This is a genomic window from Bradyrhizobium sp. U87765 SZCCT0048, from assembly GCF_018131225.1.
Lineage (GTDB): Bacteria > Pseudomonadota > Alphaproteobacteria > Rhizobiales > Xanthobacteraceae > Bradyrhizobium_A.
In genome coordinates this window covers 1,137,377-1,162,733 of the sequence record NZ_JAFCMM010000001.1, presented here as the reverse complement: position 1 = coordinate 1,162,733, position 25,357 = coordinate 1,137,377, and the positions used below count along the sequence as shown (strand labels likewise).

23 protein-coding genes are annotated in these 25,357 nt (G+C 66.4%); 10 read left to right on the top strand and 13 right to left on the bottom strand.

Annotated features, from left to right (window positions below; all coding sequences use genetic code 11):
* Window positions 1-6 precede the first annotated feature (6 nt).
* Both JQ639_RS05010 and JQ639_RS05005 read right to left on the bottom strand, forming a co-directional pair.
* Window positions 7-903 (bottom strand): DMT family transporter, encoded by an 897-nt coding sequence (locus tag JQ639_RS05010; protein WP_211969124.1) that lies wholly within the window; start codon window positions 901-903, stop codon window positions 7-9.
* Window positions 904-1,256: 353 nt separating this feature from the next.
* The gene (locus JQ639_RS05005; RefSeq protein ID WP_211969125.1) at window positions 1,257-2,210 is read right to left on the bottom strand and encodes an NtaA/DmoA family FMN-dependent monooxygenase; all 954 of its coding nucleotides are present in this window, start codon (window positions 2,208-2,210) and stop codon (window positions 1,257-1,259) included.
* A gap of 12 nt (window positions 2,211-2,222) precedes the next feature.
* On the opposite strand from JQ639_RS05005, the gene JQ639_RS05000 reads away from it, so the two are divergent.
* On the top strand, window positions 2,223-2,489 hold the full coding sequence (locus JQ639_RS05000) for a glutamate-cysteine ligase family protein (RefSeq protein ID WP_211969126.1): 267 nt from the start codon (window positions 2,223-2,225) through the stop codon (window positions 2,487-2,489).
* Between the two features lie 26 nt (window positions 2,490-2,515).
* Here the strand turns inward: JQ639_RS05000 and JQ639_RS04995 are convergent, their stop codons facing one another.
* The gene (locus JQ639_RS04995) at window positions 2,516-3,229 is read right to left on the bottom strand and encodes a hypothetical protein (protein ID WP_211969127.1); all 714 of its coding nucleotides are present in this window, start codon (window positions 3,227-3,229) and stop codon (window positions 2,516-2,518) included.
* 343 nt (window positions 3,230-3,572) lie between these two features.
* On the opposite strand from JQ639_RS04995, the gene JQ639_RS04990 reads away from it, so the two are divergent.
* Window positions 3,573-5,249, top strand: a complete 1,677-nt coding sequence (locus JQ639_RS04990; protein ID WP_211969128.1) for an amidohydrolase — start codon at window positions 3,573-3,575, stop codon at window positions 5,247-5,249.
* Window positions 5,250-5,264: 15 nt separating this feature from the next.
* Here the strand turns inward: JQ639_RS04990 and JQ639_RS04985 are convergent, their stop codons facing one another.
* Window positions 5,265-6,158 (bottom strand): 3'-5' exonuclease, encoded by an 894-nt coding sequence (locus tag JQ639_RS04985; RefSeq protein ID WP_211969495.1) that lies wholly within the window; start codon window positions 6,156-6,158, stop codon window positions 5,265-5,267.
* A gap of 199 nt (window positions 6,159-6,357) precedes the next feature.
* Here JQ639_RS04985 and JQ639_RS04980 point away from each other — a divergent pair, with 199 nt between their 5' ends.
* The gene (locus JQ639_RS04980; protein ID WP_211969129.1) at window positions 6,358-8,403 is read left to right on the top strand and encodes an NAD(+) synthase; all 2,046 of its coding nucleotides are present in this window, start codon (window positions 6,358-6,360) and stop codon (window positions 8,401-8,403) included.
* Between the two features lie 24 nt (window positions 8,404-8,427).
* Here the strand turns inward: JQ639_RS04980 and JQ639_RS04975 are convergent, their stop codons facing one another.
* From JQ639_RS04975 to JQ639_RS04960, 4 genes are all read right to left on the bottom strand, one after another.
* A complete protein-coding gene (locus tag JQ639_RS04975; RefSeq protein WP_211969130.1) occupies window positions 8,428-9,192 on the bottom strand; it encodes an IclR family transcriptional regulator in 765 nt (254 codons plus the stop codon).
* Between the two features lie 12 nt (window positions 9,193-9,204).
* A complete protein-coding gene (locus JQ639_RS04970) occupies window positions 9,205-10,083 on the bottom strand; it encodes an HpcH/HpaI aldolase/citrate lyase family protein (RefSeq protein ID WP_211969131.1) in 879 nt (292 codons plus the stop codon).
* Window positions 10,083-10,535, bottom strand: a complete 453-nt coding sequence (locus JQ639_RS04965; RefSeq protein WP_211969132.1) for a MaoC family dehydratase — start codon at window positions 10,533-10,535, stop codon at window positions 10,083-10,085. The genes JQ639_RS04970 and JQ639_RS04965 overlap by 1 nt, the downstream gene beginning before the upstream one ends.
* A gap of 235 nt (window positions 10,536-10,770) precedes the next feature.
* On the bottom strand, window positions 10,771-12,000 hold the full coding sequence (locus JQ639_RS04960; RefSeq protein WP_211969133.1) for a CaiB/BaiF CoA transferase family protein: 1,230 nt from the start codon (window positions 11,998-12,000) through the stop codon (window positions 10,771-10,773).
* 198 nt (window positions 12,001-12,198) lie between these two features.
* On the opposite strand from JQ639_RS04960, the gene JQ639_RS04955 reads away from it, so the two are divergent.
* From JQ639_RS04955 to JQ639_RS04925, 7 genes are read left to right on the top strand one after another with little or no spacing between them, the layout of a single operon-like run.
* Window positions 12,199-13,230 (top strand): TRAP transporter substrate-binding protein, encoded by a 1,032-nt coding sequence (locus JQ639_RS04955; RefSeq protein WP_211969134.1) that lies wholly within the window; start codon window positions 12,199-12,201, stop codon window positions 13,228-13,230.
* Entirely contained in the window at window positions 13,227-13,781 is a 555-nt protein-coding gene (locus tag JQ639_RS04950; protein ID WP_211969135.1) for a TRAP transporter small permease, read from the top strand. Before JQ639_RS04955 ends, JQ639_RS04950 begins: the two co-directional genes overlap by 4 nt.
* Window positions 13,782-13,796: 15 nt before the next feature.
* Window positions 13,797-15,086 (top strand): TRAP transporter large permease, encoded by a 1,290-nt coding sequence (locus tag JQ639_RS04945; RefSeq protein ID WP_211969136.1) that lies wholly within the window; start codon window positions 13,797-13,799, stop codon window positions 15,084-15,086.
* Window positions 15,087-15,110: 24 nt separating this feature from the next.
* Entirely contained in the window at window positions 15,111-16,157 is a 1,047-nt protein-coding gene (locus JQ639_RS04940) for a TRAP transporter substrate-binding protein (protein ID WP_211969137.1), read from the top strand.
* A 53-nt stretch (window positions 16,158-16,210) separates the two neighbouring features.
* Window positions 16,211-17,377, top strand: a complete 1,167-nt coding sequence (locus JQ639_RS04935) for an acyl-CoA dehydrogenase family protein (protein WP_211969138.1) — start codon at window positions 16,211-16,213, stop codon at window positions 17,375-17,377.
* Between the two features lie 31 nt (window positions 17,378-17,408).
* A complete protein-coding gene (locus tag JQ639_RS04930) occupies window positions 17,409-18,671 on the top strand; it encodes an acetyl-CoA hydrolase/transferase family protein (protein WP_211969139.1) in 1,263 nt (420 codons plus the stop codon).
* Window positions 18,668-19,852: a CaiB/BaiF CoA transferase family protein gene (locus JQ639_RS04925; protein WP_211969140.1), complete on the top strand. Its 1,185-nt coding sequence runs from the start codon at window positions 18,668-18,670 to the stop codon at window positions 19,850-19,852. The genes JQ639_RS04930 and JQ639_RS04925 overlap by 4 nt, the downstream gene beginning before the upstream one ends.
* A 73-nt stretch (window positions 19,853-19,925) precedes the next feature.
* Here the strand turns inward: JQ639_RS04925 and JQ639_RS04920 are convergent, their stop codons facing one another.
* From JQ639_RS04920 to JQ639_RS04900, 5 genes are read right to left on the bottom strand one after another with little or no spacing between them, the layout of a single operon-like run.
* A complete protein-coding gene (locus JQ639_RS04920) occupies window positions 19,926-20,705 on the bottom strand; it encodes an HAD family hydrolase (protein WP_349644729.1) in 780 nt (259 codons plus the stop codon).
* Between the two features lie 3 nt (window positions 20,706-20,708).
* Window positions 20,709-22,373 carry an amidohydrolase gene (locus JQ639_RS04915; protein ID WP_249123500.1) on the bottom strand — a complete coding sequence of 555 codons (1,665 nt, stop codon included), beginning with the start codon at window positions 22,371-22,373 and terminating at the stop codon, window positions 20,709-20,711.
* A gap of 5 nt (window positions 22,374-22,378) precedes the next feature.
* Entirely contained in the window at window positions 22,379-23,245 is an 867-nt protein-coding gene (locus JQ639_RS04910) for an ABC transporter permease (RefSeq protein WP_211969141.1), read from the bottom strand.
* Window positions 23,242-24,021 (bottom strand): ABC transporter ATP-binding protein, encoded by a 780-nt coding sequence (locus JQ639_RS04905; RefSeq protein WP_211969142.1) that lies wholly within the window; start codon window positions 24,019-24,021, stop codon window positions 23,242-23,244. Before JQ639_RS04905 ends, JQ639_RS04910 begins: the two co-directional genes overlap by 4 nt.
* Window positions 24,018-25,067 (bottom strand): ABC transporter substrate-binding protein, encoded by a 1,050-nt coding sequence (locus JQ639_RS04900; protein ID WP_211969143.1) that lies wholly within the window; start codon window positions 25,065-25,067, stop codon window positions 24,018-24,020. Before JQ639_RS04900 ends, JQ639_RS04905 begins: the two co-directional genes overlap by 4 nt.
* Between the last annotated feature and the right edge of the window lie 290 nt (window positions 25,068-25,357).

Sequence of the window (25,357 nt, the reverse complement as noted above, 5' to 3'; positions counted from 1 at the left end):
GAGCTGTCATGAAGCGCCGGTCCCGGAGGCCCCGCTTTCGCGCCGGGGCGACTGGAGCAGGCTGACGATCATGCCGGCGGTGACGATGGCGATGCCGACAAGCGCCAGTGGCGGCGGCTGTTCGCCCAGCAGCAGCGCCGCCTCGATGGTCGCGAGCACCGGCACGAGGGCGGCGAAGGTCGCTCCGATGGCCGGTCCGAGGATCGCGACGCTGCGGCTGAAGACGTAGAGCCCGAGGATTGAGACCAGGACGCCCTGATAGACCGCCTGGATCGCGATGGCGCCGATCGGGGCGTGCAGCAGCGCGGTGCCGCGGAACGCGAGGTAGAGCGGGGTATAGATGATCGCCGAGCCGACGGAGACGATCGCGGTCGCGAGCAAGGCATCGACGGCCCAGACCTTGGTGGTGATGTTGTAGATCGCCCACAGCAGGCCACCGAGCACAAACAGCGCGATGGCGGTCCAGCCGCCGCCTGCCGTCAGGACGTTGCTGCCGGCGAGCGCCATGCCGAGCAGCACGATCGTGATGCCGGCGAGCTGCATCGCCGACAGCCGCTGCCGCGTGAGAAAGCGGCTGAAGATCGCGGTCAAGGCGATCATGCTGCCTGGCGTCAGGGCGAAGAAGCCGGCCGCGGCGTGGCTCAGCCCCGCGGCGACGGCGAGAATGTAGGGCGCGCCGACGCCGGCGATCATCAGCGCAATGGGCGCCGGGGCGAGGCCGCCGAGGCCTCGCCGCAGCATCACCGGCAGCAGCAGCGTGCCGGCAACGACGAAGCGGATGAATGCGATATCGTAGGAATCGAGCGGCGAATGGGCAACCCCGAGACGGGTGACGACGGGAAAGCCGCCCCACACGAGCGCCGCGAGAAGCCCATAGCCGACACCTTTCAATCGCGTATTCATTGCCTGCATCATTCCCGTCTTCCAGGCCGAGCGTCTCCGCAAGGCCGCTACATGCAGCGTCGCCGGCGCAACGCCTCGTCCGGCGCGGGGCGTCGGTCGGGGAAGCGGAAGCATGACTGTCCGGAACCTGGGCGTCGCGTGACGCGGGGCGGGGGAGAGGCCAGCGACCGTGGCCTCGCGCCAGCGGCGATGCCTCTTGCCGGCGTCCATAGCCCGGCATGGCGGCGGCGACGACAGCCGATTAGTCATGCCAGCTCTTCGGACGCGGCAGTCCGATGTTCTCCCGCAGCGTCTTGCCTTCGGCCGTCAGGCACGGTGTAGAACACGATGATGAAGCCGTCGCAGGCCTCGCCTTACAGCCACTCCTCCATCTGGTCGGCAATCTCCCGGGGTGAGCCGACCATCTCGCCGGTGCCGGATTCGGCCGCGCGCTTGGCGAGTTCGCGCATGGTGAGGCCCTCGCGGCGGGCGAGCGCCAGCCATTCGCGCTGGTTGCCCTGACCCTGCTCGGTCTTGGGCAGGTCCGGCAGCGGCTTGTCGGGATCGTATCGGGAGACGTCGACGCCGAGGCGGATCGACAGGTTGGGGATGTTGCTGTCGACATGGACGAGATCGTCCATGTAGCGCTTCTTGCGCAACGCGTCCTTGCGGGTCTCTCCGACATAGACCTGGTTGGCGGGTAGAATCTTGACATGGTCGGGATTGCGGCCGGCGGCGATGGCGCGGTTTTTGACGTCCTTGTAGAACGCGCGGCCGGTCTCGAGGCTCCGGGCGTTGCCGAACACGAGGTCGGCGGTTTCGGCGGCCATCTGTCGTGCCGATTCCGAGGCGCCGGCGAGGGCGACCACCGGCCAGCCCTGCACGGGCCGGGCGACGTTGAGCGGGCCCTTGACCGAGAAATATTTTCCCTTGTGCTCCAGTGCCCGCACCTTGTCGGGATTGAAGAAGACGCCGCTCTCCTTGTCCATCACCAGCGCATCGTCGGCCCAGCCGTCCCACAGTCCGGTGACGATCTTGAAGAACTCCTGCGCCTGCTCGTAGCGATCGTCGTGGCTCAGCGCCATGTCGAGGCCGAAGTTCAGCGCAGCCTCGGGATTGACGGTGGTGACGATGTTCCAGCCGGCGCGGCCGCCGCTGAGGTGATCGAGCGAGGCGAACCGCCGCGCCACCAGATATGGCTGCTCGTAGCTCGTCGTCGCGGTGGCGATCAGGCCGATATTAGTGGTGCAGGACGCGATCGCCGGCAGCATGATCATCGGATCGAACGATGTCACGGTGCCGCTGCGCATGATCGCGTTGCGCGGCATCGGCGGCAGGCTTTGCTGGACGATGCGCCGCGTTTCGGACTGAAGACTCGCATCCGCAATCGCGAACTGCACGATGTCGCGCGCGAATGCATCGAGCTTGCCCACTCGGGGCTGCGGCGGCGCGGTCGGCTCGATCATCTCGGCCGCGACGAGAGCTGTTATCTCGCGCTCGACCGGATCGTCGACAGTGGCCGGACCGCAGCCGAGGAGATGGTCGCGCTGTTCAACGGGCCATGGCGCGGATCGGTCGCGCCCACCTGCGAGGCGTACGGGCTTTAGACCTCGTCACGCGCGAAGGGGACAGTTCACGCTCGCTCGATTTTCGACTGGTCGAGCTTGCTGCTGTAGATCGCGGTCTCCATCAGCAGCGTCAGCGCGATGCCCGGTGGCAGCACGCCCTTGACGTTCTGGATGGGGCGGTTCGCGGCCTGAGCCGCGATGGCCGACCACCATGCGACCGGCGCCGCGCCGTAGGCGTGGCTGGCGCCCGGAAGCGCTCCGGAAAAGCAGGTGGTCGCCACCGGCCAGACAGCCTTCAGCAGGTCCCGCACCGGAAGTTGAGCCTGATGCTGAGCGGGCACGGACGACTTGCCTTCGTTCGGCCCGCCGATGGTCGAGGCGACATGCTTGAACATCGCGTCGAGCCTGGGCAGGCGCTGGGCGTCGATGCCCGCGCTCACGGCGCCGCCGGCTGCAAGCGACCAGACGCAGCGGTTGCCTTCGGCCGCGGTCGCCGGCACCAGCATGTGATTGAGGCTGTCACCGAACCAGTACTGCTCCCCCGAGGCTGCGGCGACACGTTTGATGTCGGCCGTCGCCCCCGCGCCAGCGGCGAAGAGCGTGCGTTGTGCGGCGTAGCCGGCGATGGCGCCGACGGCTGCAATATAGGTTTCGGCGTGGATCCTGCCGCCGACGGTCACGCGCCCCGGCAGGTTGTTGACCAGGTGCCCAAGAGCGAAGTTGCAGGCCACGGCGTCCGGTGCGTCTTTCCACGGCAGCTCGTTTGCGACGTTCTTCATCATTTTGTCCTCGGACAATGCGCGAGAGGGGGAGAGGCCGATGGCGCAGCAGGCGAGAAAGGTTCTTCGGCTCGGTCCAGGCATCGTGGCAGCTATGGGGAGTGGGATTGTCCCCCGTCAGTATCGCTCCAGGCGGAGACACTGCCATGTCAAAGCATAGCCGAAGATACGGGTGTCGTGATAGGCCGCTCGGTCGCCGGTCGCCGCGGCCGAGGCGTTGCCTTCGTTGCGTGTGGCGGGCGTGCCCGGTCGCTGGAGGGAGAGTGATCAGCCATACGGCTGATTGCGCGGTCTTGTCGGGGACAGGAGGGTGCCGGTTCCACCCTGTCCGGAGCCCCTGCATATGGTGTCTGCAGTTTCGCCCGCCGATCTCGTTCTGACCAATGGCCGGATCTACACCATGGATCGGGCCCGCAACTGGGCCAGCGCGGTTGCCATCAGAGGAGGCAGGATCGTCGCGGTCGGCGGTGACGCCGAAATCAAGCCGTTGATCGGGCCACGCACGGAGGTCCGTGACCTTGCGGGACGGATGGTGATGCCGGGCATTGTCGATGTCCACAACCACATCATCAGCGGCGGCCGGGCGGATCTCTACGAAACGCGGCTGCCACCGGGCATCGGCGTTGCCGAGATCGCTGGGCGTGTCGCAGCGTCGGCCCGCAATGCACCTCCCCGCGGCTGGATTGTCGGCGGGCGCTGGGAGACGGGCCAACTCGGCCTGCTCAACACCGCCGAGGCGCTTGCCGCGCTCGATGCGGCGAGCGGTGATCATCCGGTGCTGCTGCGCGACGATTCCGGCCACAATCGCTGGCTGAACTCGGCCGGCTTGCGCCTTGCCGGCATCACGGCGGAGACCGTGCCACCGGACAATGGCGAGATCGGCCGCGATGCGATGACCGGCGCGCTGACCGGCGTACTGATCGAAACGGCCTCGGCGCTGGGTGAAGCCGCGCTTGTCGAGGCCGGTCACTACACGGCGCAGATGGATCGTGACGCGGTGCGGCGGGCTGTTGCCATTCTCAACGGCTTCGGCGTCACTTCATTTCTGGACGCCGCCACCATGCAACCGACGCTGGCGGCGCTGAAGGGGCTGGATGATCGTGGCGAGCTGTCGGCCTGGGCGGTCGCCTCGCTGCCGGTCAGCTATCCGGCGGCGATGATCGGGCCGGTGGGCGATGCGCTGTTCGCCATGCGCGAGGATTATCGCAGCACACATGTCCGGCCGGACTGCGCCAAGATCTTCCTCGATGGCGTGCCCGGAGCGAAGACCGCGGCCTTCCACGAAGCGTATGTGACGGACGCGCTGCATGGCTGCTGCTTTCGCGGCATGACCATGTTCACGGTGCCGGATCTCGTACGCTGGATCGGCAAGTGCGAGAAGCAGAATATCGCGGTCAAGATTCACTGCGCCGGCGATGCGGCCGTGACACAGGCGCTCGACGCCATCGAGGTCGTGCGCAGCTTCAACGGGCCGACGTCGCTGATGCACCATGTCGCCCATGCCAGTTACATCCTGCCCGCAGACATTCCCCGCTTCGCAGCGCTTGGCGTCGCGGCCGACCTGTCGCCGATCATCTGGTATCCAACCCTGTTTCTGGAAGGCCACAAGGCAGCGATGGGCGAGGAGCGTGCCACGCGGTTCTGGCCGAACCGCAGCCTGCACGAAACCGGCGCGCTGATGGCCGGCGGTTCCGACTGGCCGGTGGTGTCCAACCCCGATCCATGGACGGGCATCGAGGGCATGGTGACGCGGCGCAATCCGTCCGGCGCGTTTCCCGGCGTCGCGCTATGGCCCGAGCAGGCGCTCGATCTCGCGACTGTGCTGGAGATCTACACCATCAACGGCGCACGGGTGCTGGGGCTGGAGCAGGTCACCGGTTCGATCGAGATCGGGAAATCAGCCGACATGATCATCCTCGACCGCAACGTGTTCGAGATGCCGGCCGACGAGATCGCCGACGTCAAGGTGCTGGCGACGTTGTTCGAGGGACGGGCCGTCCACACCCACGCTGGCGCGTGAACGAGAATCTGGCCGTTACGCCCGCACCGAGAAGCGGTCGAACGCGGTCAGGCTCCGGGTCATCAGGTCGACCTCGCGCTGGTAGATCGTGGTCTGCAGGAAGGCGAGCTCAGCCTCGCGGGCGTTTTCGTCGACGTCGATGTACCAGGATTTTGGCCGGCCATCCGAGCCGTCGCTCCAGCGATAGCCACGCCGTTTGAGCTCGTCCTTGAGGTCGAACGGCGCGTGCTGCGCCCAGATCCGCACGGTCCTGCGCCGGGCCTTATCGAGCAGGGTGGCGAGGACGGTCCTGTTGATCTCCGCAAGCTGGACGGCAAGGATCTCCAGCAGCGCCTGGCAGTCGTCCACCGCGCGGTGCGCTTCATGGAAGAAGCCCGCCTTCATCAACAGATAGGACAGCCGCGAGCCTTCGAAGCCGTGGTCGCGCCACTCGACCTCGCTGACCGAGCAGGCCCAGGCCTTCTGGGCGAATGGCGGGCAGTAGCGCTCCATGAACTTGCGGTCGAACGCGGCGTTGTGGGCGATCACGATGACGGCATCGGCGGCGAAGGCCGCGATCGCATCGACATCGAGCTTGTGGCCGCGGACCATGGCGTCGGTGATCCCGGTCAGTGCCGTCACCTCGTCGGGGATCGTGCCCGACGGCTGATTGAAGCACGAGAAGGTATCGATGACGCGGACGATCTGGCCATCGGGGCGATAGGTGAACTTGACCATCCCAAGCTCGATGATTTCGTCGCGGGAGACATCGAGGCCCGTCGTCTCGACATCGAGGATGAGGCCGGTCCGCGTGGACTGGCTGTCGCCCGAGGTGAACTCGCTCCGCGGCACGAGGCGGCGGAGGATGCGGTAGTCGGGCGATCGCTCCAGCGTGGCCGCCAGTTCGGCCAGGTTCAGGTGCTCGGTCATGATCCGGCTTATAAATGAGTCGCGGAATGCTGGCGCGGGCCCCTGGCCGGGGTTATCCACCTCCGGGAACCCGGTGCTGATTGACAGTGGGGGCGGCGGCGGGCCCGCGACAACGGGCGCAGAGGTGGCCTGCGGAACCGCGCTTGCCGGCCCCAGCCCGATCGGCAATGGTGGAGCGCGACAGGAGTTGAGCTGCGACATGAGCTTCCACGCGATCTATCGACACGGTTTTGCCCGGGCGGCGGCCTGCGTCACGGTCACCAGCGTTGCCGATCCGGCGGCCAATGCCGCGGCGGTCTGTGGGGCGGCGCGGACATGTCACGACCGGGCCGTCGCGGTCGCGGTGTTTCCGGAGTTGTGCCTGTCGGGCTATGCGATCGAGGACCTGCTGCTGCAGGCGCCGCTGCTCGACGCCGTCGAGCGGGCGGTGGCGGACGTGGTGCAGGCCTCGACCGAGCTGATGACCGTCCTGATTGTCGGCGCGCCGCTGCGGTTTGGCGCGCGGGTTTACAACTGCGCCGTCGTCGTTCATCGCGGGCGCATTCTCGGCGTCGTGCCCAAGAGCTACCTGCCGACCTATCGCGAATTCTACGAGGGGCGCCATTTCGCCTCGGGTGCCGGCATCACCGGGCAGGAGATCGTGATCGCCGGGGCTGCGGCGCCGTTCGGCGTCGACTTGCTGTTCTCGGCCGACGACGTTCCCGGCCTCACGGTCGGCGTCGAAATCTGCGAGGACATGTGGATTCCGGTGACCCCGGGAGCGGAGCTTGCGCTCGCCGGCGCCACCGTGCTGGTCAACCTCTCGGGCAGCCCGATCACCATCGGCCGGGCGCGGTCCCGCGCGCTGCTGTGCCAGTCGACCTCCGCGCGCTGCCTCGCGGCCTATGTCTACGCCGCAGCCGGGCCCGGAGAATCCACCACCGATCTCGCCTGGGACGGCCAGACGTCGATCTTCGAGAACGGCGTGTTGCTGGCGGAGGGCGAGCGCTTCTCGCAGCAGGGCCAGATCACGTTCGCCGACCTCGATCTCGACCTGCTGCGGCAGGAGCGCCTGGTGATGGGAACGTTCGACGACAACGCCCGCCAGTCCGCGAGCGGCGGTCGGGCGTGGCGGCGGATCCTGTTCTCCCTGCAGCCGCCGCTGGCCGACGTCGGCTTCGCGCGTCCGGTCGAACGCTTTCCGTTCGTGCCGAGCGATGAGGCGCGACTCGCGCAGGATTGTTATGAGGCCTACAACATCCAGGTCGCTGGCCTCGTGCAGCGCATGCGCGCGACCGGCACCAAGCGGCTGGTCATCGGTGTCTCGGGCGGCCTCGATTCCACCCATGCGCTGATCGTGTGTGCCCGCGCCGTCGATCAGCTCGGCCTGCCGCGCACCAACATCCTCGCCTACACCATGCCGGGCTTTGCCACCGGCGATCAAAGCAAGGGCTTTGCCTGGGCGCTGATGCGTGCGCTCGGCGTCAGCGCCGCCGAGCTCGACATCCGCGCCACGGCGACGCAGATGTTGAAAGACATCGACCATCCATTCGGGCGGGGCGATGCCGTCTACGACATCACCTTCGAGAACGTCCAGGCGGGCCTGCGCACCGACTACCTATTCCGCCTTGCCAATCATCACCATGGCATCGTCATTGGCACCGGCGACCTGTCCGAGCTGGCGCTCGGCTGGTGCACCTACGGCGTCGGCGACCAGATGGCGCACTATAATGTCAACTCGGGGATTCCGAAGACGCTGATCCAGCATCTCATCCGCTGGGTTGTTGCCTCCCGCCAGTTCCCCGACGAGGTTGGTGTGACACTGACCTCGATCCTGGCCGCGGAAATCTCACCGGAGCTCGTGCCGGTGGCGGCGGGCGAAAAGCCGCAGAGCACCGAAGCGTCGATCGGCCCGTACGAGCTGCAGGACTTCAACCTGTTCTACACGCTGCGCTATGGCTTCCGCCCGTCGAAGATCGCGTTCCTGGCGCTGCAGGCCTGGCGCGACGTCGAGGCCGGCGCCTGGCCGCCTGGTTTTCCCGAGGCGACGCGGCGCGCCTATGAGCTGGCGACCATCCGGCGCTGGCTCGAAGTGTTCCTGCGGCGCTTCTTCGCCTTCAGCCAGTTCAAGCGCTCGGCCATGCCGAACGGCCCCAAGGTGTCGGCCGGCGGCGCACTGTCGCCGCGCGGCGACTGGCGGGCGCCATCGGACGGCAATGCCAAAGCATGGCTCGACGATCTCGAGCGCAACGTGCCGTCGGCCTGATGCGGAGAGGGACCTGCGGTCCGCTCACCGCACTGCTGCGACCGGCGCGGTCTGATCTGCGGCCGGGCGATGGCGCTGGATCAATTTGGCGAGGATCGCGGCCATCTCCTCCATGCGTGGGCGCATGCGATATTCAGGCCCGGCGATGACCGCGGAGAGACGGCGGTCGCCGATCGGCAGCGGCAGGGCGACGCCGGCGAGATCGCGGCTGTAGTCGGCGAAGCTCAGGCAATAACCGCGTTCGGTCGATTTTCGCAGCTCCGCCTCGACCGCGTCGATGCTGATCGGCGTGGTCGGCCCATATTGCTTGAATTCGATCTTGCGATAGAGCGCATCGCGCTCCTGCGGACTGTACTGCAGCAGCAGCGCGCGACCGCTGGAAGCGGCGTGGATCGGCACGCGATGGCCGATCTGGGCGAAGTAGCGGATCGCGGCGCTGGATTCCACGACATCGATGAAGATGGCGAGGGTGCCGGACGGCGCCGCGATCGCCGCGGTCTCGCCGCTCTCGGCCGAGATGTCGGTGATCAGGGCGTGGGTCCATTCCGGCAGCGGCTCGACCTCGGCGACGGCGCGGGCCTGCGCCAGCCAGCGCAGGGTGGGATAGTAGCCGCCGCGCGGCCGTGGCTCGTAGAGATAACCCTTTTCCGACAGGGTGGTCAGGAGATTGAACGTGCTCGACCGCGGCCAGCCGAAATGGTCGGCGATATCAGCGAGCGACGCCGGCTGCCTGGTCCGCGCGAAGTATTCCAGGATGTCCAGTACGTACGCGGCCTGTCGAACGATCATTATCGATCCCAGCTAGAGCCCGGCACCAGGGGCGGGAAGCTCTGTCAATCCAAGGGTCTTCATAGCCGCCCTCAGATGCGGCTTGTCAATCATCTTGCCGTCGATCCGGATCACCCCGAGGTCGGGATTGGCGGCGAACGCGGCGACGATTTTTTCAGCGAAGGCCCGTTCCGCCGCAGTCGGTTCGAACGCCGCGTTGACGATGTCGACATGCTTGGGATGGATGATCGCCTTGACCGAGAAGCCGTCGCGACGGGCGGCGCGGGTTTCCTGTTCAAGGCCGACAAGATTCTCGATGTCGGTGTAGACCGTATCGATGGCGGCGACGCCGGCGGCGGCGGCGCCCATCAGGCAGAGATCACGCGCGAGGCGGTAGGGACTGTGGAACTGGCCGCCGCTGCCGTTCTCGGTGGCGCCGAGCGAAGCAGCGAGATCCTCCGCGCCCCACATCAGGCCGACGAGCCGTGGCGAGCAGTCCGTATAGGTCCCAAGGCCGAACACCGATCCGGCGGTCTCGGTCGCTACCACCACGATGCGTGTCGCGCCAACGGCCGATCCGGTCGCCGCTTCGAAAGCGTCGAGCCAGAAGCCGAGCTGGCGGACGTCGTCACCGCCGCGGCATTTCGGCAGCACGATGCCGTCGGGCGCGGCTGGCATTACCGCAGCCAGATCCTGCAGTGTCATGCCAGTGTCGAGTGCATTAACCCGCACATAGAGCTGCTGGCCATCGCGACGGTTGCCGAGCATTGTGCGCGTCAGGTCGCGCGCTTCGTTCTTCTTGTCCGGCGCGACGGAATCCTCGAGATCGAGGATCAGCGCGCTGGCTTGCCCCTGCGATGCCCGCTTGAATTTGCGCGGGCTGTCGCCGGGGACGAACAGCATCGAGCGCATCACGCCGGCCTCCGGTGCATCAACGCGCTGCGGCGGCAACTACCGACCACCTCATTGTCCTGATTCAGAGCATGATGCCGGAATTCGACGATGCCGGCGTTCGGCCGCGACTTCGAGGCGCGCACCGACAGTACCTTGGTGGTCGCCCGCAGCGTGTCGCCATGAAACACCGGTTTGGGGAAGACCACGTCGGTCATGCCGAGATTGGCGACGGTGGTGCCGAGCGTGGTGTCGTACACCGTCATGCCGATCATGATGCCGAGTGTATAGAGGCTGTTGAAGATGCGCTGGCCGAATTCGGTCTTGGCGGAGAAGTGCGCGTCGATGTGCAGCGGCTGCGGATTGAGCGTCAGCAGGCTGAACATGGTGTTGTCCATCTCGGTGACGGTGCGGGTGAGGGCGTGGGTGAATTCCTGCCCCACGGTGAAATCCTCGAAATACAGGCCTGCCATGGTCGTCCTCTGCTGAAACGTTGGTCTTGTTTGCTTGTCTTCGTGTTGTCCGGTGCGCTGTAGTTCTTGCTGGCAGACGAAGCGGTTGTTCCGTCATCCTGAGGTGCGAGCGAAGCGAGCCTCGAAGGATGCTCGGCCTGGGCGCGGGATCAGCACCCGGGCCGTCGCCCTTCGAGGGCCTCGCTTTGCGAGGCCACCTCAGGGTGACGGATATTCCGCCTGTCTGGAATATCGGTCATTGGTTGCCTTCTGAGCCAGATCTTGCCGACTGGGCGCCAAGAAACACCGCATTCTGCGATGCGAGTCGCTCGATCTCCTCAGGCGTAAACCCGGCGTTGCGCAGGATCTCGCGGCCGTGCTCGCCCAGCGTCGGCGCCGGGCCGCCGGGCTGCGGTTGGCTGACGCTCCAGGTCGAGGGCACCTGCATCTGCCGGACACGGCCCTCGGTCGGATGGTCGACGGTCTTGAAGAAGCCGACGGCGTTGAGATGCGGGTCGTCGAGAATGCTTTCCAGCGTGTGCATCGGCATCACCGGGATGTCCGCGGTCTCGAGCAGGGCGCGCCATTCCGCGGTGGTGCGTGTCAGGAAGATCTGGCCGATCTCCTCATAGATCTCGTCGATGTGCTTGTGCCGCGCCGCGTGGTTGGCGAAGCGCGGCTGTTCCAGGAAATCGAGCCGGCCGATCGCCTCGAAGAAGCTGCGCCACTGCTTGTCGTTGTAGATGAGAACACAGAGATGGCCGTCGCTGGTCCTGTACGGCTTGCGGTAGCGCGACAGCAGGCGCGCGTAGCCGCCATGATCGAGCGGCGGATCGTAGGTCAGGCCGCCGAGATGGTCGATCAGCACGAAGTCGGTCATGCATTCGAACATCGGCACGTCGATACGCTGGCCGACGCCGGCGCGCTGCTGATGCATCAGGCCGCCGAGAATGGCGTTGACCGCCATCAGTCCGACGACGCGGTCCGCCATGGTGATCGGGACATAGCGCGGGGTGCCGTCACCGGCCGCCGCCAGCAGGGTCGGGATGGTCGAGGCGCCCTGGATCAGGTCGTCATAGGCGGGTTTGGCCGCGTAGGGGCCGCTCTGGCCATAGCCGAACACGCCGACATAGACGAGGCGCGGGTTGATGGCGGACAGCGTCTCGTAGTCGAGACCGAGGCGGGCCATGGCTTGCGGCCGCACATTATAGACGAGCGCGTCGGCGGTCTCGACGAGGCGCAGCAGGGCGTCGCGGCCGTCCTTGTTCTTGAGGTCGATGGCAATGCTGCGCTTGCCGCGATTGGCATTGAGGAACATGCCGCCCATTCCCGGCGTCCGCCCCGGCCCGATCTGCCGGACGATGTCGCCTTCGGGGCTTTCGACCTTGATCACATTGGCGCCCATGTCGGCCAGGATCTGCGTCGCATAGGGGCCCATCAGCACCGTGGTGAGATCGAGAATGGTCAGGCCGTCCAGGGGACCCATGGTGCGATTTCCTTCCCGCAGAATATTATGTGATTGTTTTGTCCATTTACGTGGACATTAAATTTGGAGAGCGCGCTGTCAACGTGCGGGGCGCGCATTTCTGTTCGGATAATTCAGCATATTGACGGTTTAATCCACGTATATGTACAAATTATCCAAACAAGACGAGCCCAGCCAAGAGACATCGGGAGAAAACGCATGAAGACATCGTTGGGATGGGCCGGTTCGCTGGTCGCCCTGTCGCTTGCCGCAGGTGTGGCCGCTCCGGCGCAGGCCCTTGAGCTGAAGGTCGCGGATTCGTTTCCAGCCGGCCACTACCTCGTCCGGCTGATGCTCAAGCCGTGGATGGACGAGGTGACCGCGCGCACCAGGGGCGCGGTGACCTTCAGTTACTATCCCAACCAGCAGATCGGCAAAGCCGCTGATCTGTTGCGGCTGACCCAGTCGGGCGTCGTCGACATCGGTTACATCGCGCCGTCCTACGCCTCCGACAAGATGCCGCTGTCGGAGGTCGCGCAATTGCCCGAGGCGTTCCACACCAGCTGTGAGGGCACGGCGGCGTACTGGAAGAGCGCGCGGCAGGGCGTGCTCGCCAAGCAGGAATATGCGCCGAACAAGATCCGCCTGCTGATGGAAGTGGTACTGCCGCCCTATCAGATCTACAGCACCAGGCAGAAGGTCGAGACGCTCAAGGATGTCCAGGGACTGAAGCTGCGCACCACCGGTGGCGCGCAGGATCTGACATTACGGGCGATCGGGTCGGTGCCGGTGCGGATGTCGGCGCCCGACGCCTATGAATCGCTGTCGCGCGGCACGCTCGACGGCCTGCTGTTTCCGATGGAGAGCGTCACCTCTTATGGCCTGGAGAAGCTGGTGAAGCACGCCACCGATGGCGTCAGCTTTGGCAGTTTCATCGTCGCCTATTCGATCAGCCAGGCGGCCTGGGACCGGCTGCCGGCCGATGCAAAGGCCGCGATGGATGAAGCCTCCGAGGCCATGCAGGCCAAGGCCTGTGCCGACGTCGACAAGGAACAGGACGGCTCGCGTCAGCGCCTCGAGCAGGCGGGCGTCACCTTCGAGGCGATCCCGCCGGCGACGCGCGCGGAGATGAAAGAGAAGTTCAAGGGAGTCGGCAAGGATTGGGCGGCCGCGCTCGATGCCCGCGGCAAACCGGCATCCGCCGCGCTCAAGGAGTTCGAGGCGCTGCTCGCCGAGGGAGTGAAGAAGTGATCCGGCGGATCGGCGACGTTCTTGCCGCGATCGAGCGCATCCTGACGTTCATCGCGGTCGCATTCCTGTTCATCATCATGGTGCTGGTGGTCGCCGACGTTTTCATGCGCTACGTCGTCAACCGCCCCTTCAGCTTCACCTATGACCTGATCGGGCTCTACCTGCTCGCCGGGGTGTTCTTCCTCACGCTGTCGGATGGCTTGCGCGAGCACGCTCATGTCGGCGTCGACATCCTGCTGCATCGCTTTTCGCCGGCGGGACGCCGCCTGTCCGAGATCGTCACGGCGCTGGTCGGGCTGTTCGTGTTCGGACTGATCTCGCAGGTCGGCTTCGAGCGCGCGCTCGACAACTACCAGCAGGGCGACGTGCTGGGGGGGGCCATTCCGTGGCCGACCTGGATCTCCGCGGCGCTGGTGCCGTTCGGCTGCGGCGTGCTGGTGCTGCGGCTGCTGCTGCAGCTTGTCGGCCATCTCCTCAGCCTCGCCACCGGGCGCGACCTTTATCCGCTGCCGCCCATCACCGGGGCCGGCGAAGCCAATTCCTTCGAATAGCGGGCAACATCGGACATGACTCCTCTTCTCGTTCTCGGCCTGCTGTTTGGCCTGCTCGCGATCGGCACGCCGGTTGGCTTTGCCATGGCGTTCGCCGGCTCCGTCGGCCTGATCATCGTCGGCGGCGTGCCGACCCTGTACGGCATCCTGCAGACGGCACCGCTCTCCACTGTGTCGTCCTACGAGCTGATCACCATTCCGATGTTCCTGCTGATGGCGGATCTTGTGCTGCTGTCGGGCGTCGCGGACGATCTGTTCAAGACCGCGTCGGCCTGGGTCGGCCGCATTCCCGGCGGTCTCGGCATGGCGACCGCGCTCGCCGGCGCCGGCTTCGGCGCGATCTGCGGCACCAGCACCGCGTCGGCGGCGACGCTGTCCTCGACCAGCCTGCCGGCGATGATCCGCCAGGGCTATGAGCCGAAGATGGCGGCGGGCGTCGTGGCGATCTCCGGCACGCTGTCGATGCTGCTGCCGACCAGCGTCGCGCTGGTGATCTTCGGCCTGCTCGCCGAGGTCAATATCGGCAAGCTGCTGATCAGCGGCATCATTCCGGCGATACTCGTCACCATCACCATCATGGCCACCATCTATCTGCTGGTCTGGCAGGATCCGTCGCGCGCACCGCGCACCAAGTCAGTGCCGTGGCGCGAGCGCTTTGCGCTGCTTTGGCAGGTTAGCCCGATGGTGATCCTGTTCTCGATCGTGACCGGCACCATCTATCTCGGCGTTGCGACACCGACGGAGGCCTCGGCGTTCGGAGCCTTCGGCGCCTTCGTGCTGGCGCTGTGGAAGCGCAGGATCACGCCGGCCTCGCTCTACAAGACGCTGCTGCGCGCCGCCCACGGCACCTGCATGATCGTGATGATCCTGATCGGCGCCTCGATCTTCGGCTACTTCTTCACCCTGACCCATGTGACCCAGGATCTCGTTGCATGGATCGGCAGCCTGCCGACGTCGCGCTGGGTGATCATCACGCTGATCCTGTGCGGCTATATCGTGCTGGGCTCGTTCATGGACCAGATCGCGATCCTGGTGCTGACGGTGCCGATCGTGATCCCGCTGATCAAGACGCTGGGCTTCGATCCGATCTGGTTCGGCGTCATCAAGATCGTCACTGCGGAGGTCGGCATGATCACGCCGCCGGTGGGGCTCAATTGTTTCATCGTCGCGCGCTACGCCAACCGGCCTGTGGCGGAGGTGTTCCACGGCACATTCCCGCACTTCATTGCCCACCTGATCGCCATCGCGATCCTGGTCGCATTCCCCAGCATCATCCTGTGGCTGCCGTCGCAGATGGGCAATTGAGGCGCTGTTTTCGAGGAGCATTCCATGAAGTCGATCCTTGCTGGTTGCCTTGTCGGAGGTGTTGCCGCCGCGCTGCTGGCGCCGGCCGTCCGCGCGGAAGACGCCGCTATCACGCTGCGGCTCGCCGACAGCCTGCCGATCGGCCATGTCATCCATGAAGCGGTCACCAAGCCGTTCATGGCGGCGGTCGAGCAGCGCACCGGCGGCAAGCTCAAGCTCACGCACTATCCGGCGGAGCAACTCGGCAAGGCCAAGGACTTGTTGCGGCTGACGCAGTCGGGTGTGGTCGATATCGGCTACATCGTGCCGTCCTATGCCTCCGACAAGATGCCGCTGTCGGCGGTCGCGGAGCTGCCCGGCGGCTTTCGTGATGCCTGCCAGGCGACACAGGCCTACTGGAATCTGGCGGAGGACGGTCAGTTCCTCGGCGTGAAGGAATATGCGCCTAACGCCATCCGGCCGCTGGTCACTTTCGTGCTGCCGACCTACCAGATCGTTCTGTCGACGCGGAAAACGGTGAACAGCCTGGCCGACATCGAGGGGCTCAAGATCAGGACTGCCGGCGGCGCGCTCGACCTGATGGTGCGCAGCATCAAGGCGGTGCCGATCCGGATGTCACCGCCGGAAATCTACGAGGCGATGTCGCGCGGCACGCTCGACGGCGCGATGATCGGCTACCAGAGCGCGGCGTCCTATGATCTGATCGGCCTACTCAAGACCGGCACGGTCAATGAGCCACTGTCGTCGGTGGTGATCACCTACTCGACCAGCGCCGCGAAATGGAAGGCTCTGCCGGAGGCGTACCGCCAGGTGCTGGCGGAGGAGGGCGAGCGCATCACCCGCGAGAGCTGCGCCAAGTTCGCGCGCGCGGAAGATGAGGCGTTGGCGAAAGCCAAGGACAAGGGCATCCGGCTGATCCATTTTGCACCGGAGGATGACAAGACCATGACTTCGGTGTTCGATCTGGTCGCGCACGACTGGGCGTCCGGCCTCGACGGTCGCGGCAAACCCGGCAGCGAGGCGCTGGCGGTATGGGCCGCTGCGCTCAAGGCCGTGCCCGGACAGCACTGATCGATGTAGCCTTCCCGACGATCGCACGACGGTTATCAAGCAGGACGAACGACATGGATTTCGCGCTCACCGACAATCAGGAAGCCATTCGCGACGCCATCGCGAAGATCTGCAGCGGCTTCGACGACGCCTACTGGTTGAAGAAGGATCACGACGGCGGCTTCCCGCACGACTTCCACAAGGCGCTGGCGGATGCCGGCTGGCTTGGCATCTGCGTGCCGGAAGCCTATGGCGGCTCCGGTCTCGGCATCACCGAGGCGGCGATCATGATGCGCACGATCTCGGAGTCGGGCGCCGGCATGTCCGGCGCGTCGGCCGTGCACATCAATGTGTTCGGCCTCAATCCGGTGGTGGTGTTCGGCACCGAGGAGCAGCGCAAGCGCATGCTGCCGCCGATGGTCGAGGGGCGCGAGAAGGCCTGCTTCGCTGTCACCGAGCCCAACACCGGCCTCAACACCACGCAATTGAAGACGCGCGCGGTCGCCAAGAACGACCGCTACATCGTCAACGGCCAGAAAGTGTGGATCTCGACCGCGCAGGTGGCGCACAAGATCCTGCTGCTGGCGCGCACCACGCCGCTGGAGGAGGTGAAAAGCCCCACCCACGGCCTCAGCCTGTTCTACACCGATTTCGACCGCAAGCGGATCAAGGTCCACGAGATCGAGAAGATGGGCCGCAAGATCGTCGATTCCAACGAGCTGTTCTTCGAGGATTTCGAGATCCCGATGGAAGATCGCATCGGCGAGGAGGGCCGCGGCTTCCAGTGCATCCTCGAGGGCATGAACCCGGAGCGGATCCTGATCGCCGCGGAAGCGGTCGGGCTCGGCAAGCTGGCGCTGGCGCGCGCCACCGACTACGCGAGGACGCGCAACGTGTTCAACCGCCCGATCGGCCAGAATCAGGGAATCCAGCATCCGCTGGCGGTGAACTGGACCGAGCTCGAGGCCGCCTGGCTTATGGTGATGTCAGCGGCGTGGCAGTACGACAACGGCATGCCGTGCGGCGCCGCTGCCAATGCCGCAAAATATCTCGCGGGCGAAGCGGGCTTCAAGGCGTGCGAGCAGGCGGTGATGACCCATGGCGGCTTCGGCTATGCCAAGGAATTCCATGTCGAGCGCTACCTGCGCGAGGTGCTGATCCCGCGCATCGCGCCGATCAGTCCGCAGCTGGCGCTGAGCTTCATCGCCGAGAAGGTGCTGGGCCTGCCGAAGTCGTACTGACGATCACAACCGGCGAGGCGAGCGTATCCAGATGGATGACATCAAGACCGTCGATACGCTCGATTTCGCCGGCCTGATCCGGGCAGGCGATGTCGTGGTGTGCGGGCAGGCGACGGCCGAGCCGCGGACGTTGACGCAGGCGCTGGTCACGCAAAAGGACCGCCTGCCGCCGTTCACTGTCGTGGTCGGGCCGCTGTTCTCGCGCACCTTCATCCCTGAGGGCACCGGAACCATTCGCTTTCGCAGCTATGGCGCGATCGGCGAGGCGCGGCGGTTGGCGCAGGCGGGGCGTCTCGATGTCATTCCCAGTCACTACAGCGCGTTCTGCGCCGACTTTGCTTCCGGCCGCCACCACGCAGATGTCGTTCTGGTGCAGCTCGCGATCGACGATGCCGGACGTCTCAACGCCAGCCTGTCCAACGACTATGTCGTTGATGCGGCAAGGCGTGCGCGGCTTGTCATCGCCGAGATCAACCCGCATGCGCCCTGGACATTCGGTGCGGAGTGGCCCGCTGATATTCCACTGCACGTTCGTGTGGCCGCGAGCGAGCCGCCGCTGGAGCTGCCCTCAGTGGAGCTCGACGACATTTCGCGGCGCATTGCCGCCCATGCGGCCGGACTGATCGCCGACGACAGCACGTTGCAATTCGGCGTTGGCCGGATTCCTGACGCGATCCTGTCGTCGCTGTCCCATGTCCGCGACCTCGGCATCCACTCCGGCCTGATCAACGATGCGGTGGTGGACCTCATCGCCTGCGGTGCTCTGACCAATGCCCGTAAAGGCATCGATATTGGCCTCACTGTCACCAACCAGCTGATCGGCACACGGCGGCTCTATGACTTCGCCCACCGCAATCCGGCGATCGCGGTGCGGCCGACGTCCTATACCCATGCCGCTGTGGTGCTCGGTCGTGTCAATCGCCTGGTCGCGATCAACTCGGCGCTGCAGGTTACCCTTGATGGTAGCGTCAACGCCGAGACCATCGATGGCGTTGCCATCGGCGCGATCGGCGGCCAGGTCGATTTCGTTCGCGGAGCGAATGCCTCGCCGGGCGGCCGGGCGATCATCGCGCTGCCGGCGACGACGCCCAGGGGCGCGAGCCGGATCGTGACTGAAGTGGAGACGGTGACGACGTCGCGCGCGGACATCGACGCCATTGTCACCGAATGGGGGGTCGCCGAGTTGCGCGGCTGCGACCTTACTGAACGGGCGCGGCGGATGATCGCCATCGCCGCGCCGGAGCATCGCGAGCGGCTGACGCAGGATGCGTGGGAGAGGGGGCGCAAGGCATGACACCGTCCACTACAAAGAATGTCTCGGGCGATCAGCACAAGGGGCCGCTGCACGGCCTGCGCATTGTCGAGTTCGCCGGCATCGGCCCCGCGCCGATGACCGCGATGCTGCTCGCCGATCTCGGCGCCGACGTCATCCGCATCGACCGCCTGCAGCCGAGCGGCCTTGGCATCGCCAAGCCCAAACAGTTCGATTTCCTGGCGCGGGGCCGGCAGGCGGTGGCGATCGATCTCAAGCACCCCGATGGTGTCGCATGCGCGCTTGATCTCGTCTCGGCCGCTGATGGTCTGATCGAGGGCTTCCGCCCCGGCGTGATGGAGCGCCTGGGGCTCGGTCCTGACGTGTGCCTTGCGGCCAATCCGCGGCTGGTGTACGGCCGCGTCACCGGCTGGGGGCAGGGTGGCCCGCTGGCGTCGGCTGCGGGCCATGATCTCAACTACATCGCGTTGTCCGGCGCGCTCCATGCCATCGGCCGTGCCGGGGCGCCGCCGACCCCGCCGCTCAACCTCGTCGGTGACTTCGGTGGCGGCGGGCTGTACCTCGCGTTTGGCATGGTCTGTGCGTTGCTCGCCAGCCAGCGCTCGGGCGTCGGGCAAGTGGTCGACGCCGCGATGATCGATGGCGCGGCGACGCTGATGACCTCGATCTACGGCATGATCGGCGCCGGCCTGCATGGCGGCGAGCGCGGGACCAACATCCTGGATTCCGGGGCGCCGTACTACGATGTCTATCGCTGTGCCGATGGCGGATATGTCAGCGTCGCGCCAATCGAGGACAAGTTCATCGCCGAGCTGCTGCGGCGGCTGGATCTGGATGCCGCGACGTTCCCCGACATGGCGGATCCCGCCAACTGGCCGGCGGCGCGAGCCATTCTGACCGAAACGTTCGCACGCAAGTCGCGCGCCGAGTGGTGCGCCCTGCTGGAAGGCACCGACGTTTGCTTCGCGCCGGTGCTGTCCGCAGCGGAGGCGCCGCATCATCCGCATGTCGCGGCGCGTGGGACCTTCGTGACGATCGATGGCGCGATCCAGCCTGCGCCCGGACCGCGCTTCAGCCGGACGCCGCCGCCGCTGCCGCGTAGCGCCCGGCAAAGCCAGGGCGATACCGCCGAGTTGCTGCAGCGCTGGGCGGTCGCGCCGGAGCGGATCGCGACGCTGCGTGCCAGCGGCGTGGTGCGCTGATGGAGCGCGCCTCGCGCCATGATCCGGCGGTGCGCGCGCGGGCCGAATCGAAGTTTTTCGCGGCCAGCTCGTGTCACCGATGTCCGGCCGCCAGCACGGCGTCCACCGCCTCGACGAAGCCGTTGCCGCCGGGGCCGTCCGTGATCCATGCCGGCGGAACGGCAATCTCCGCGAGATAGTTCCGCACGGTGCTGACGCCGACGCTGTGGCGGAAGAAGCCGAACATCGGCGCATCGTTGGTCGAATCGCCGCAGAACAGCACCGCGTCGCGGTCGGCATCGATATCGATGCCGTAGCTCTCGGCCAGCACACGCCTGGTCATGGCGAGCTTGTCGTAGCCGCCGAGCCAGCCGAGCACCCAGAGATTGTTGATGGTCGCGCTGGCGCCGGCCTCGCGCAGCGCCGACAGCAGGGTAGCGTCTTCGGCCGGGGTGCCCGCTCTGGCGAAGGCAAGGCTGGTGAGACGAAACGCCTGGTCGTCCGCGAGCCGTGCCGATGGCCGCGACGACCGGATGTAATCGCCCATTGCCGCAAGGCGGCTGAGTACGGTCTGGCGGTCGCCGCCGTGCCAGTATTGTCGCGCGACGCCATGGTCACCGTCACGACGATAGAACAGGCCGCCATTCTCGCCGATCACGCCGTCGACGGGCCACATCTGGGCCATCTGGTCGCACCAGCCGGCAGGCGCTGCGGTGACGGGAATGACCTTTATCCCCGCCTGTTGCAGGCGTTCCAGCGCATCGTAGGTGCGCGCTGCCAGCCGTCCCTTGAAGGTCAGGGTCTCGTCCATGTCGGTCAGCACGACGCGGATGCCCGCAAAGCTGGAGCTGATAGCCGCAGATAAAGATTTCACCGGCTAGGCCTCGTGAACAATTCGCCCGCCGACGATCGTCATTCGGCATGCGAGGTCCTTGAGCGCATCGACGGAAATGCCGGTGGGATCATCCGACAGTACGGCGATATCAGCGGCGAACCCCGGTTTCAGCGGACCTTTCCAGTCCTCGTCGAAGGTGAGGGCGGCGCCGGCGACCGTGAACAGCCGCAGGGCCGTGGCGGCGTCGAGCCGCTGGTCGGCGCCGATCACCGTTCCGGTTTCGCGTTCCTGCCGGGCACAGGCGACCCACAGCGTGAAGAACGGATCATACGGAATGTTGTCCGTCGCGAGCGCCAGCGGAATGCCGGCGTCGAGCAGCCGGCGGTGCGGCACGATATGGCTGCCACCGTCGGCCTCGTCGAGATAACGCCGGCCGCCCTTCCACAGGTAGTAGGTCGGAATGGTGGTGACGAGCACGCCGAGCCGCGCCAGCGCGGTGATATCGGCGTCGCGGGCCCGGCCGATATGCTCGATGACCCAGCGCCGGGGCCGCAACGGATAACGCTCGTTGACGGCCTCGAGCACCGGCACGATCTCGTGGAGCTGGTCGCCGACGATGGTGTGCAGCCGCAGGTCGAATTCGGCGGCGAGGAAGCAGGTTTCTCGGAAATCGGCTGGCGTCACCGCCTGTTCGACGAAGCCTGACCATCCAGTGTCCGGCAGATGGGCGCGGGCGCAGCAGGCGACGGTGGCGTCGCCACCGTAGGCGATGTGCAGGCCCGACACGCGCAGCCAGCGATCGCCGAGACCTGTGCCGCGCGCGGTCGCCAGCCAGTCGCGCATGATGCGGCGGGCTTCGGTCAGGTCACTCCAGCTCGGGCTGACCACGAGGCCGGCGCGCACGGTCAGCTCGTTGCGTTCCCACAGGCGGCGATAGACCGAGATCGTCTCGGCGGCCGAGCCGTGGCCTTCGTAGATGCTGGTGGTGCCCTTGGCGTTGTAGAGCTGCTGCGACAGCCGCACGCCGTCCAGCCGCTCGGCGAAACCGAACCGCGGCACCGCGGGGAGAATATCGAACTCGACCGTCGGGCGGTTGTTGCGCTCGACGATGATCCCGCTGGGGTGGCCGTCGGTCTCACGCTCGATCTCGACACCGGCGCAGCGCGGCGTCGACGTCCCGTTGAGTCCGTTCAGCGCCAGCGCACGCGAGTTCAGCGCCGAATGGCCCGGTGGCTTGCCCCAGTTGCCGAACACGCCCTGGATGTAGACGGGATGATCGGGCGCGGCGGCGTCGAGTTCGTGGCGGTTCGGAAGGCGGCCTTCGGCAAGGGTTTGGGGCCCGTCGAAGAAGAATGGCGGTGTGCCGACCGGCATGGTGACGATCCATGCGCCCGGCGGCGTACGGGCCGCGGCCGTGCGGATGCGGTCGAGGATATCGGCGATGCTGCGCACGCCGGCGAGCGAGGGGCGCTGCCGCTTCAGCCCCTCGCGCTCCATATGCGCATGGGTGTCGTTGAAGCCGGGGATGACGCAGGCGCCATCGAGGTCGATCACGCGCGCGCCCGGCGCAGCCGCCAGAACGGTATCGTCGTCGCCGACCGCAGCAATGACGCCCTTGCGGATGGCGAGCGACCTCGCCCGTGGGCGCGCGTCGTCACAGGTGATGATGCGCGCGTTGCGCAGCACCAGATCTTCGGCAGGAAGCATGGCGTTTACGAGCCGCCCTCGTACCAGGGGAACAGGCGCCGCGCGAGCGCGACGAAGATGCGGTCGGCGAGGAAGCCGAAGATCCCCAGCAGCACCAGCCCGATGAACATGATGTCGACGCGGAACAACTGGTGTCCCTGGGACATCATGTAGGCGACCCCGGCGGACGCGCCGGATAGTTCGGCGGCGACGAGGACGATCAGCGACACGGCGATTGCCTGGCGAATGCCGGACAGGATGAACGGCAGCGCCGCCGGGAGCACGATCAGCAACAGCGTGGCGATGCGGCCGGCGCCGAGGCAGGCGGCCGAGCGCAGATAGACCACATGGACGTCGCGAACGCCGATGAAGGTGGTGATCCAGATCGGAAAGAACGCGCCCCACGCCACCAGTGCGACCTTCGATGGCTCGCCGATCCCGAACCACAGGATGCACAGCGGCACGAGGGCGATGGTCGGAATGGCGCGGAAGCCATGCAGCAGCGGCTCGGCGAGGTATTGCAGCGTGCGAACGCGCGCGGTGACAAGGCCGGCGGCGAGGCCGAGGATCAGGGCGACGGAAAAGCCCGAGGCCGCCCGGCCGAGGCTGATGACGATGTTGCGGGCGATTTCGCCCGACCACAGCATCGGGATGAAGGTCTGGATCACCTGCGACGGTGGTGGAAACAATACCTCGTTGATCCACGTGGAATAGCGCGGGATCGCTTCCCATACCGCGATGAAGATCAGGACGCCGAGGATGTTGAGGCCGGTGCGGCGCCACAGCGCGAGGCGCTGGGCGCGCAGGAAATCCGCCTTGAAGGCGTCCTCGAAGGAAACCGCAGGCTCGCGCACGGTCTGGGAGGTGTGGCCATCGGACGACACCAGTGTCATGCCGCTCTCCGTTCGGTCTCCGCCAGCCGGCCGGAGATCGTGGCATACAGAGTGCTGAAATCCGCCGCGGCGCGGTTGCGCGGGTAGGGAGCGTCGATCGTGAGGTCGGCCTTGATCGTTCCGGGGTGGGCGCCCATGACGACCACGCGCTGGGCGAGGAAGGCCGCTTCGTCGATGTTGTGGGTGACGAAGACCACGGACACGCCGGTCTCGCGCCATAACCGCAGCAAGTCCTCCTGCAGTGTCTGGCGAGTCATGGCGTCGACGGCGGCAAACGGCTCGTCCATCAGCAGGACTTCGGGTTCGACGACGAGCGCGCGGGCGACGGCCACGCGCTGGCGCATGCCGCCGGACAATTCGTGAGGATACTTGTCGGCCGCATGCGCGAGGCCGACGCGCGCCAGCGCGTCGCGCGCGAGGTCGCGGCGGCGACTGCGAGCGTCGCCGCGCATGCGCAGGCCGAACTCGACGTTCTGCATGGCGGTCATCCATGCGAACAGCGCGTAGTCCTGGAATACGACGCCGCGTTCCGGTCCGGGGGCGGTGATCGGCCGGCCATGGAAGGTCACGCTGCCGCGGGTCGGTCCCAGAAAGCCGGCGATGAGCTGCAGCAGGGTGGTCTTGCCGCAGCCGGACGGTCCGATCAGGCAGACGAACTCGCCCTTGCCGATCTGCAGCGATACGTCACGCAGCGCCCAGGTCGGCGTGCCGTCCCGGCCGGCATAGATCTGCGAGACGGCCGCGATGTCGATCAGCGAGGACGATGCCGTGGTCATGCCAGCGTCACGCGGTCGGGCCGGGCGGCCTTTGTCGGCCCTTCGGCGACGAGGCCACGGAGCAGCGTGCGGAGATCGCCCTTGGGCGCCTTGCCGAGGCCAGCGGTGATGGCCCATTCCGCCTGCGCCACGAGATCGTCGATAAAACGGTCGTCGAAGCCGATCTTGAAGGTAAAGGTCGATGTCGATTCCGCGATGTCGGCGGCAGGCGTCTTGATCCGGTCCGCAATCAGCTGCGGCCACGCCTTGTCGGAGGCGATGCGCTGTTCCGCGGCGAACAGTGCCTGGATCGCGGCCTTCACGAGGTCCGGCTTGTCCTTGAGCACCTTCTCGGTGGTGAGCAGCAATTGGTGGCTCTGGAAGTACTTCTCGATGCCGTCGAAGCTCATCTCGGCAACCTTGCCGCCGGACTGGCGCTGCGCCACCGCCACGGTCTGGCTGCTCCAGGCGAAGCCATCGATGTCGCCGCGCACCAGCGCCGTGGTCATGTTGGCCGGCGGCAGGTCGACGACGGTGATGTCGCCGCTCTTGAGGCCGGCGAGCTCGAGATATTTGGCGAGCAGATACTGTCCGGATGTGCCGACGCGGGTCGCGATCCGACGCCCCCTGAGGCTTGCCGGCACCTTCGGATCGATGCCGCTGTCACTGCGCACGGCGATCTTCATGTCGCGCGAGTAGCGGCTGTAGTTGGCGACGGCCACCGGCCGCAGGCCGGTGAGCGCCGCGAACACCAGCGGGGTGTCGGTCGAGGCGGAGAAGTCGGCCGAACCGGACAGCAGCGCCTGCATCGCGTCGCGGCCGGATTCGAACGAGGACGTCGACAGCTCGACATTCGCCTGTTTCCAGTAACCGGCCTCTTCGGCGACGTACGGCAGGGCCCAGGTGTAGCCGACGCTGCCATAGGCGAGGGAGCCCTTCAGCGCCTGCTGGGCGATAGCCGGAGACTTGATGAGGCCCGTGGCCGTGATGGCGCCGGCGGCGGCGATGAACTGGCGGCGCGACAGCGCCGGCGAGCGGCCCTCGCGTGCGGGGGAACGGAATGTCATGAACGTCGGAATCGCATGCTGGAGGTGAAGAGGGGTGAATGCCGGGCTTCTGCGAAGGACACCGGCGTTCCCTCTATTTGCTTGCATCCACGTGCACGTGGCAATTGCGGAGAATCCGCGTTTTCGAGCCGTGCATGCCAACGGGCGCGCGATCACGGAAAAATTCTTTCCCGCCCTGTATGCCAGATGGCGCGATGCGCGACCGATGGCCGCGACGGCCGCCATCAGGCCGTGGAGCAGCCATGCGAAAAGTGACTTGCATGATAATAGCTACCAAAGCATGATCGCCA